At 65.6% G+C, this 8684-nt stretch carries 7 protein-coding genes; 4 read left to right on the top strand and 3 right to left on the bottom strand.

Annotated features, from left to right (window positions below; translation table 11 throughout):
- A partial coding sequence (locus tag G568_RS0113710) for an IS5/IS1182 family transposase (protein ID WP_026758574.1) occupies window positions 1–296 on the bottom strand: 296 nt, incomplete at its 3' end.
- A 255-nt stretch (window positions 297–551) separates the two neighbouring features.
- Here G568_RS0113710 and G568_RS0113705 point away from each other — a divergent pair.
- From G568_RS0113705 to G568_RS0113695, 3 genes are all read left to right on the top strand, one after another.
- Window positions 552–839: a sll1863 family stress response protein gene (locus G568_RS0113705; RefSeq protein ID WP_026758573.1), complete on the top strand. Its 288-nt coding sequence runs from the start codon at window positions 552–554 to the stop codon at window positions 837–839.
- Between the two features lie 578 nt (window positions 840–1417).
- Window positions 1418–3118 carry a hypothetical protein gene (locus G568_RS18875; protein ID WP_051203008.1) on the top strand — a complete coding sequence of 567 codons (1701 nt, stop codon included), beginning with the start codon at window positions 1418–1420 and terminating at the stop codon, window positions 3116–3118.
- A gap of 15 nt (window positions 3119–3133) precedes the next feature.
- Window positions 3134–4114, top strand: a complete 981-nt coding sequence (locus tag G568_RS0113695; RefSeq protein ID WP_037374176.1) for an SUMF1/EgtB/PvdO family nonheme iron enzyme — start codon at window positions 3134–3136, stop codon at window positions 4112–4114.
- Between the two features lie 39 nt (window positions 4115–4153).
- Here G568_RS0113695 and G568_RS19725 read toward each other — a convergent pair whose 3' ends face one another.
- Both G568_RS19725 and G568_RS0113685 read right to left on the bottom strand, forming a co-directional pair.
- Complete coding sequence (locus G568_RS19725) at window positions 4154–5698, bottom strand: hypothetical protein (RefSeq protein WP_051203006.1); 1545 nt, start codon at window positions 5696–5698, stop codon at window positions 4154–4156.
- Window positions 5699–5819: 121 nt separating this feature from the next.
- A complete protein-coding gene (locus tag G568_RS0113685) occupies window positions 5820–7259 on the bottom strand; it encodes a UbiA family prenyltransferase (protein WP_245582949.1) in 1440 nt (479 codons plus the stop codon).
- Window positions 7260–7494: 235 nt separating this feature from the next.
- On the opposite strand from G568_RS0113685, the gene G568_RS19720 reads away from it, so the two are divergent.
- Window positions 7495–8574 carry a tetratricopeptide repeat protein gene (locus G568_RS19720; RefSeq protein ID WP_051203005.1) on the top strand — a complete coding sequence of 360 codons (1080 nt, stop codon included), beginning with the start codon at window positions 7495–7497 and terminating at the stop codon, window positions 8572–8574.
- Window positions 8575–8684: the final 110 nt, after the last annotated feature.

Below are 8684 nucleotides of genomic sequence, written 5' to 3'. Positions count from 1 at the left end.
CGGCGCGACAGCGTGCTGAAGTCGGGCACCTGCCAGTCCAGGTCGACCAAATGCAGCAGGCTCTCGACGAAGCCTGTGGTCTGGCGTAGCGCCATGCCGAACAACACTTTCATCGTCAAGCATGTCTGGATAGCGGTGTCGCTGTAGGTCTGCTGCCGCCCGCGCTTCCCGGTCGGCGCAGCCTCCCAGATCATCTCCGGGTCAAACCAGACTGTCAGCGAGCCACGGCGCTTGAGCGCTTCGTTATAGGCCGGCCAGTTCCTGGTCTTGTAGGTTGGGGGTGTGGGTCTGCTCATGTCGCCCAGCTACCACACTGGATTCGCGACATGAATCCCTCACGCGCTTTGTGCAACAGAGCCACCCCAAATAAAAGACATTCAAAAACAGGTATTTGTGTCCACAGTTGTCAACTGGTTCGGAGAGGTTGTCAACTTTCGCTCCTGCAGTGATCTTCTGCGCGGTGCGCCGCCGACAGCCGTCTCGCCGTCCTTGTCATTCGGATTGCTGCCACCATATCGCACGAGAAGGTAGGAAAAGAGGAGGAGAGGACGATGAACGATCGCAGCGAATACGTAGAGAAGATGAAGGCGAAGCTGGACGAGTGGAACGCTGAAATCGACAAGTTGCAGGCCAAAGTCAAGGCTGCAGAGACCGATGCCAAGGCGGATTACGAAAAGCAGCTTGAGGACATGCGCAAACAGCGTGACCGGGCGCAGGAAAAGCTCAAGGAAGCGCAGGACGCCAGCGATGCTGCGTGGTCGGACATGCGCAAGGGGATGGAAAGCGCCTGGGAGAGTATTTCAAGCTCGTTCCAGAACGCCATCAAACGCTTCAGGTAACTTGATCCGGGCGATTCGATTGTTCGGGCTTGGCGCCTTGGCCACGCGCCGTTCGAGGCGTGCGGCGCCGTCTCGCGTGTCGATGACGCCTGCAAGAGCGACATGAGCCAACCCACCGATCGGGGCTGTGAAGACGGGTCGCCGTCTGCGCTGCCCGCAGGGCGAACGCCCTGTGTATCGAGCGGTCGGCCAGAAAACCCACACAACTTACTTGCTTTCGAAGCGGCGGCTTTCGGTGGGCCGCCCATAGCGCATGGTCCAGCAATCGTTTCGAGCGCGCGGTGCGCAAGAAATCGGCGCGGGAAAAGGGGGGCCGGGTGGACGCGCCCCCAAATCGGCGAAAAGCGATAGAGAATCGCATCGTTTCTGTGCGATACAAATGAGTTGGGGGGACTGCGCGCTGCCGCGTGTTCCTGTTCGGGTGCGTGTATTTCACGCGATGTCTGTTTGGACGGACCTGCGTCACATCCGCTGTGTCGTGCGCCGCGCCGTCCAACGCATGGAGGGGAACGTTGTATTTAGTATTCAGGACTTTTTTAGTTCATCTGCGCCGTCTGACAGGTGCGGGCATCATCGCAATGGCCACCGGGGCAGGGGCGCAGGCCACCGACGCGAGCGCCGATCGCGAGGCGCGGTTGGAGCGCCAGTGGGAGCAATACGAGGTGGACGCCGCCAAGTCGGTGATCGAGTTGCAGCCGTTCCGCAGCCAGCAGCGCGTGAACGGCCCCGATGGCCTGTCGGCCGAGTTGATCACGTTGAACCCGGCGGTGAACGCGTGGTTCGTCCTCAATGTCACCGCGCCGGGTGGGGGATTGCAGGGGCAGAGTTTTCATCTTGAGAACGCGGACCCCGACGCGTGGCAAATCACGCTTGGCGGCGGAGACGATCCCGCGCTGGTGTTCGAGGACGACGGCGCGCGGCACCTGTGCCGCCCATGGGACGGCGCGCAGCCCGAGTTACTGGAGGCGCAGCGCAGCGGATTGCCCTATGCGCCGATCTGTGAGCAGCGCGCCTATCTGCGCAACCGCGTGTCGGGCTCGCGTACCAACCGCGAGGCGGTGGCGGAGTTCCTGCGCGACAACGTGGTTTTCGGCGAAAGCATCGTGGGGATGATCAAGGGGGCATTCTACGAGGATGCCTTCATGCAATCGAGCGAGACCATTGAGGGTGGCGATTCAGGGCGGATCGCCGACAGCCTGGGCCGGGCGCGGGTGGCCAATGATCCGGTCATGCAGATCTATTCGGGGTTTGACCTGAGCGGCACGGCGGGCGGCCGGATGGAGGCCGGTAGCTGGTACGCCGTGGAGGACGCGCCGGGCATCTATGCCAGCGCGATACAGCCGGGCATGATCCATCCCGATATCCTGAACCGGCGGGGGGAGACGAACAACCTCGACTATGTAGAGCGACGCGCCGATGTCTACCTGGTGGGCTTCGACTTGAGCCGGTTCGAGATTGGCTACGAGGTGGGCACCGATCATCCGCGCCTTGGCTGGTCGTCGCGTCCGCATGGGGGCGGGCGCAACTGGAACACGCCGGGCCCCGACGGGATCGACCGGGCCGACCCCTTGGTGCGGGTGGGAATGCTCAGCCCGTCATTGACCGATCGGGTGGCGGCGACGTTCACCGGCGGGTTCAAGCGTGACCACGGCGCGTTCAAATACGATGCCTATGCCACCTACAACCACGGCCACCACTACGGTTTCATCAGCAATGGCGTGGTTCTGAGCAAGTTGCAGCCCAACCTTTCGACGCTTTATGTGCTGGATGACGGCACCATCGGCATGAAAACCTGGACCGAAGAGGACCAGGGGATGCTGCCGCATATCCGCTTTGCCCGGCAAAACGGTGTGGCGTTGGTTCATCCGGACCCGGAAACCGGCGTCGGCGTGCCCGGCCCGCGCGTGCGCAGTTGGGGGGGCGGCAACTGGTCCGGGTCGGCCAACGCCGATCTGCGTACCCTGCGCGCGGGGGCCTGCATGCGAACGGTCGAGGGGCGGAAGTTCCTGATCTACGCCTATTTCTCGACGGCGACGCCCTCGGCGATGGCGCGCACGTTCCAGGCCTATGGCTGTGACTATGCGATGCTCCTCGACATGAACTCGCAAGAGCATACCTACATGGCGCTTTACACCAAGTCCGAGGATGGCTTGGTGCCGCATCACCTGGTCAGCCGCATGTCGAGCATCGATCACCGCCGCCGCGACGGCACGCCGATCCCGCGTTTCGTGGGGTTCTCGGACAATCGCGATTTCTTTTATCTGGTGCGCAAGGACTAACAGGGAGGAATTGGGATGAAGCGGATTGCGACGGGCGCCTTGGCGCTATGGGTGATGGCGGTGGCGGGGCCAAGCGTGGCGCAGACATTGCAGGAAAACAACGAGCGGATGTTCCGCCAGATGCAAAGCGAGCGTGGCCTGAGCAACGCCACGATGAAGCGCGTGCGCCAGATTTTCGCCGGCTCGTCCTATATCGGGCAGGGCAACCCGGCGGTGACGCGCCACCCGATGACGCCGCAGGAGGCGCGCGCGCGTCTGCCCGCGCCGCCAGAACGCCTGTATCGCAATGCGCGGTTCGAGCGCATCTGCGGCGGTAAGTACATGGCGCCGCTTTACGATCCAAAGACCGAAGCGCCTGAAGATGCCGAGGTCTGTGTGGATATGTTCGAGTATCCCAACATCCCGATGGTTTATCCCGTGACTTGGGTGAAGGCCTCGGAGGCGGCAAAGCTATGCGCGGCCGAGGGCAAGCGCATGGGCGACGCGCATGAATGGGAGGGTGCGTCGGCCGGCCGGCTTCTGGAGCCTGACTATTTCTTTAACATGGGGCATGGCGGCGCGCGGGCGGCGCATAACCGCAAATACGCCCCGACCCGGCGCTACAGCATCGGCCAGCAATGGCAACGCGGCGTTTGCGCGACGGGCAGCTTCAAGAGCGGCAGTTGCAATGGCGGCAGTTTCCGCGGCTGCGGCTCGAACACCTATCCGGCGGGCAGTTTCCCCGAATGCAAGAGCCCGCTTGGCGTTTACGACCTGGACGGCAACGCGGCCGAGCACATGAACCTGCCGATGTCGCCCGATCAGATGGCCAGCCGCGGCAGCCGCAAGCTGGGCGTGACCGAGATGAAGGGGAGCTGGTTCATCTGGGACCAGGTGCGCGCGCACAAGCACTGGAGCCGCTGGCGCGCGCCTTATTGGCATGGCTCGCGGGTGATGTCGTCGGGCAGCCACCGCAACTATCACCTCGGGTTCCGCTGCTTCAAGGATGTGAAATAGAGATCGGGCGCCCGCCGTGCGAACCGCGGCGGGCGTGAATCAGTTTCCGGCCAGCGACGCCATCAACAGGCGGGGCCCGGCGATCGGGCCTTCCTTGCTGACAAGGCTGGCATAGCGGGGATCGGCCAGCATATCGCGCAGGTTCACGGCGCGCCCGTTGACATAGGCGGTTTTGCTGACAAGGCGGATGCCGTGGCTGTAATCGGCGTATTCGGCGCCATGCACGGTGCTGAGCGGCTGGATCGGGTTGCCGCTGGGACGGTGCCAGCCGTAGATCGCCACGCGCCCTTGCCGCTTCGTGATGCGGTTGGTCAGCACGAGGTCTTTCTTGTGGCCGGAAATCAGGGTGCCCGCGGGGGCGCCGGCGCTGTTGCGCTGTTTCTCGATCGTGGCGTTGTGGCGCAGCAGGTAGGTCGTCGACGTCATCTGCGGCCCCGGGTCCATCGGGCGGGGGGGCAGGCGCAGTTGCGCGTTGCGATAGATTGCATCGACCATGCGCGACGTCGGCAGCAGCATATCGAACCGCTCAGCAATGCGGGTGGCCGCGCGCAGGCCAAGCGGCACGCGGACGAAATCGCGCTCGCTTCCGAGGGCGAGGTAATCGGGCGTCACGCAGATCATGACCTGCGCGGCGGTGCCATCGGCCATGCGGCCGTTGAACTTGACCGGTGTCAGGTCATGCAAGAAGCCGGGCATGTTCCCCGATAGCACCTCGTTCATGACAACCTGGTCGCGGCGGGTGCCTTCCAGCCCGGTCAGGCGCGCCATAACGGCGCTGCCGTCGTTTGCGCCAAAACCGCGGCGCGGCATGGCGCGGGCCAGCTTGCGGGCGCAACCATCGCCGCGTTTGCCCAGGCGCAGAGACGTAGAGGGCGAGGGCGTGGCCACGGCGGCAACCTTTTGCGGCTTGGGCTGTTGCTGTTGCTGCGGGGCGGTTTCGGCGGGGGAGGCCGAGGCCACGGCGCGGGGGCTGTCGCGGCGGGCAACCGCGCGCGCAGCCAGTTTCACCGGGCGCTTTTGCGGGCGCAGCGACGCGCTCAGGGTATCGGCCGCGCCAGTCGTGTTGGTGCCGTTCTCGCGGTCGGAAAGACGTGCCACAAGCGCCTGCGGACGGGCCTGCGGGCGTGTGGTTGCGGCCGCGGTTGGCTTGGGGCGCGCGACGCTTTCGGCCTCTGCCATTTGCGGCGGTGCCTGCCGCGCAGGCGGATGCGGCGATAGGGTGGCGCTGCGCGTGCCGTGCCACGGGCGGTAGGGGGCCAGAATCAGGCGCCCGAGCCCCGGCAGGGTATCGGGCTGCAGCGCGGCAAAAGCCGCTGGGTGCGCGGCGCGCGCAGGCCCTTGATCGGTGCGCAGGATGGGCGCCACCGACATGGGCATGGTTGCGGTCGGCAGACCCGGCGCGTGCGCCTGCATCGGCTTGGGCGGCATTGGCGGCGGCGTGACACCAACGGCAAGCGCAACAACCGCAATGGCCGTCAACGACGCCACGACGCCCCCCGTGATCGCGTGGCGCGGCCGCGCGATGAGCGTGCGGCCTGCGCCCGTCAGGGCAGCGGCGGTTGGGGTGAAGGATCTGAGTCGCATTGCAACCGGCGTATCGTTGAAATCTGAACGCCGCAACACAGCGACATGCTGCGCTGCGGAAACATGGGCTCAATTGGCAGAAAACCGCCGCTTTACGCCCGCCTAGGTGCTGTTTTGCCGCTCAAAGCAGGGCCGCGCCCGCAATCAGGGCGCCGCTTAGCAACAGGCAGGTGCGGCTGACCGGGTCGGTGATGGCAAAGACCAGCGGATCATCATGCATGCGGCCGCGATGCGTGATCAGGACGATCCGGCTGATCCAGTAGAGCAGGATCAGGCATACGCCCCACAGCATCGCGGGTTGATCGTACTGCGCCTGGACCTGCGGCGTGTTGAGGTAGAGCGCGAGCACCAGCACCGACACGAACCCCGATGCCGTGGCCATTTGCGCCACCAGAGGCATGTCATCGACACGGTAGCCGCGCCCGGTGGTGTTGGTCTCGCCACGTTCGGCGGTATCGACAAGCTCGGCCTGTCGTTTCACCGCGGCAAGCGCGAAGAACAGAAAGATCGAAAACGCCAGAAGCCACACCGACAGCGGTATGCCAGTCGCAACCCCGCCAGCGACGATGCGCAGCGTATAAAGCCCCGCGAGCGTCGCGATATCGGCGACGATCCGGCGTTTGAGCCAAAGCGAGTAACTGGTCGTGGCGGCGAAATAGGCCACGATCACCAGCATGAAATTCATGCCCAACAGGGATGAGACCCCAAGCCCGGCCAGCAACAGCACCGGCACCATCAGCGTGGCCTGCGTGATCGGCAGCGCTCCCGAGGCCAGCGGCCGGTTGCATTTGCGCGGGTGGGCGCGATCCGGGGCCAGATCCAGCAGGTCGTTGAGGACATAGACACCGGACGCCACCAGCCCGAAGGCGACGAAGGCCAGCGCGCTTTGCATCAGGGCCAGCGCGGTGAACTGGTGCGCGGCGATCATCGGCGCGAAAATCAGCACATTCTTGAGCCATTGATGCGGCCGGATTTCGCGCAAGGCCGGCCCGATCCCCGAGGCGGGCGCGTTCAGGTGCTCGGCCGGGGTGCGGGCGTCGTTGGTGGCGCGCTCGGCACGGCGGCGCAGGGGCGCGGGGGCATTGACGGTGATCACCTTGGCCGCGCCTTGCCAGACGGGCATGTCGGCGTGGCTGTCGCCGATATAGGCGTATCCGCGAGGGCCGAACCGTTCGGTGAGAAAACCCGCCTTGGCCGCGCCCTTGAGATTGCGCTTGCCGTCCGAGCCGTGCACCTCGTCGAATAGGCCCGGGTGGTGATCGGCCACCGCCTGCGCGATGGTTTGATCCGACGCGGTGACCAGCGCCGTGCGCCCGCCCGCCGCGCGCCATGCGGCGGCGTGATCCAGCACCTCCTGGGTCCAGGGGAGCGCGTCAATGGCGTGCATCTGTCGGGCGGCAACACGTTCCTTGAGATGCGCGCGGCCCCGTAGCAGCCAACCCGCCGCACGAAAGGGCAGGGTCCAGTCGTAGGCGACGGCGGCCCAAAACCCCTCAAGCAGCATGTCGGAGCGGATCAGCGTGCCGTCCAGATCGACCGCGAGGATGACATCGCGGGCCATGGACATGTCCGGGGTGGGGCCGGGTGAGTCGTCGTGCTGAGGTGTTGCTGCATCCACGCGGCTGGCCCCTGTTTTTCCGTTGCTTTAATCCGTGGTCAGGCCGCAAATTTGGCACAGTCATGCTGTCTTGACCAGCCTTGCGGGCGGCGGGCGATGATGCGCGCGAAGGTATCGACGCCCGGCGGGGCGTTTGCTAGCGTTTTGCGGAATTGATTTTAGAAAAGGCTGCCCAGACATGGTAATTCGTAAGCTTCCCGCATTCAGGATTTGTACGGCTCTGGCGCTGGCGGCCCTGCCCGTGGGGGCATTGGCCGAGGACGAGGCCGAGGCGGCATTGGATCGGTGCACCGAGATCGCCGGCGCGCCCGATGCCGGCGTGCCGGTCAGCCGCGCGGCGATGGCCGACTATTTGAACGCCCTGTCGCGGGCGCGGCCCCACTGCAAAAGCGCGACGCAGGCCGATCCGCCCCCGCAGGCGGCGCTGTTCAACCTGGCCGCCGCGCAGCAGCGATCGGGCGATCATGAGCGCGCCATCGCGAATTTCGAGGCCGCGGCCGAGGCCGGGCTAGCCGCCGCGCGCACCAAGCTGGGTGATTACTACAATTTCGGGATCGGCCCGGTGAAGGAGGATCACGAGCGCGCGGTCGGCTATTACCGGAAAGCGGCCGACGCGGGCGATCTGCCGGCGATGACGACGCTGGCGCTGATGTACCGGCTGGGCCGGGGGGTGACACAGGATCACGCGCAGATGATCGAGTGGATGGAGCGCGCGGCCGACGGTGGCTATCACTTTGCACAGGTGCGGCTGGCGGAGCTGAGCCTTGATCCCAAGGGGATCGGGCGCGATGACGCGGCGGCGCTCGGCCTGCCCGACCCGGCGCGCGCGGCCGATCTTTATGCCCGTGCGGGGGCGCAGGGGAACCTGTCGGCGATGCTAGAGCTGGCGGGGCTTTACGCGGATGATGGCAAGGGGGTTGCAGCCGATCCGCAGCGGCACGCCGAATGGATCAATCGAGCCGCGGGCACCGGCATGCCGCAGGCGCAGGGGGCGCTTGGCCTGCTCTATGAGCAGGGGCGCGGCGTGGAGCGGGACCCGGCGCGGGCGGCGCAGCTCTATGTCAAGGCGTTGGAGAGCGGCGATCTGTCCCTTGCCAAGCTGCGCAGCATTGGCGGCGCGGGGGCGCCGCGGTGGGACCGGGAAACCGCCGTGGAGTTCCAGAAAATCCTGCGCGAGCGGGGGCTCTATCGCGGGGCACTTGACGGGGTGGTCGGACCGGGAACCAGCGCGGCGGCGCGCGCATTGGGTGGCGGCTGAGGCCGGGATTTCCTGTGAAGCGGTATGTCTAAGTTTTTGATATGGCGGTGTAATAGGAAGTCGCGAGGCGCCCACAGGCAGCGGCGTAGGGGGCGCTGCCCCCCTTGGCC

This window comes from Sediminimonas qiaohouensis DSM 21189, from assembly GCF_000423645.1.
In the GTDB taxonomy this organism is placed as follows: Bacteria; Pseudomonadota; Alphaproteobacteria; order Rhodobacterales; family Rhodobacteraceae; genus Sediminimonas; species Sediminimonas qiaohouensis.
This window is presented reverse-complemented; position numbering and strand designations above follow the sequence as displayed.

What these genes read in the sequence shown, in the direction of transcription:
- G568_RS0113705 (WP_026758573.1), top strand. Translation starts at nt 552, where the DNA reads ATGAACGATCGCAGCGAATACGTAGAGAAGATGAAGGCGAAGCTGGAC.
- G568_RS18875 (WP_051203008.1), top strand. Translation starts at nt 1,418, where the DNA reads ATGGCCACCGGGGCAGGGGCGCAGGCCACCGACGCGAGCGCCGATCGC.
- G568_RS0113695 (WP_037374176.1), top strand. Translation starts at nt 3,134, where the DNA reads ATGAAGCGGATTGCGACGGGCGCCTTGGCGCTATGGGTGATGGCGGTG.
- G568_RS19725 (WP_051203006.1), bottom strand. Translation starts at nt 5,698, where the DNA reads ATGCGACTCAGATCCTTCACCCCAACCGCCGCTGCCCTGACGGGCGCA.
- G568_RS0113685 (WP_245582949.1), bottom strand. Translation starts at nt 7,259, where the DNA reads ATGGCCCGCGATGTCATCCTCGCGGTCGATCTGGACGGCACGCTGATC.
- G568_RS19720 (WP_051203005.1), top strand. Translation starts at nt 7,495, where the DNA reads ATGGTAATTCGTAAGCTTCCCGCATTCAGGATTTGTACGGCTCTGGCG.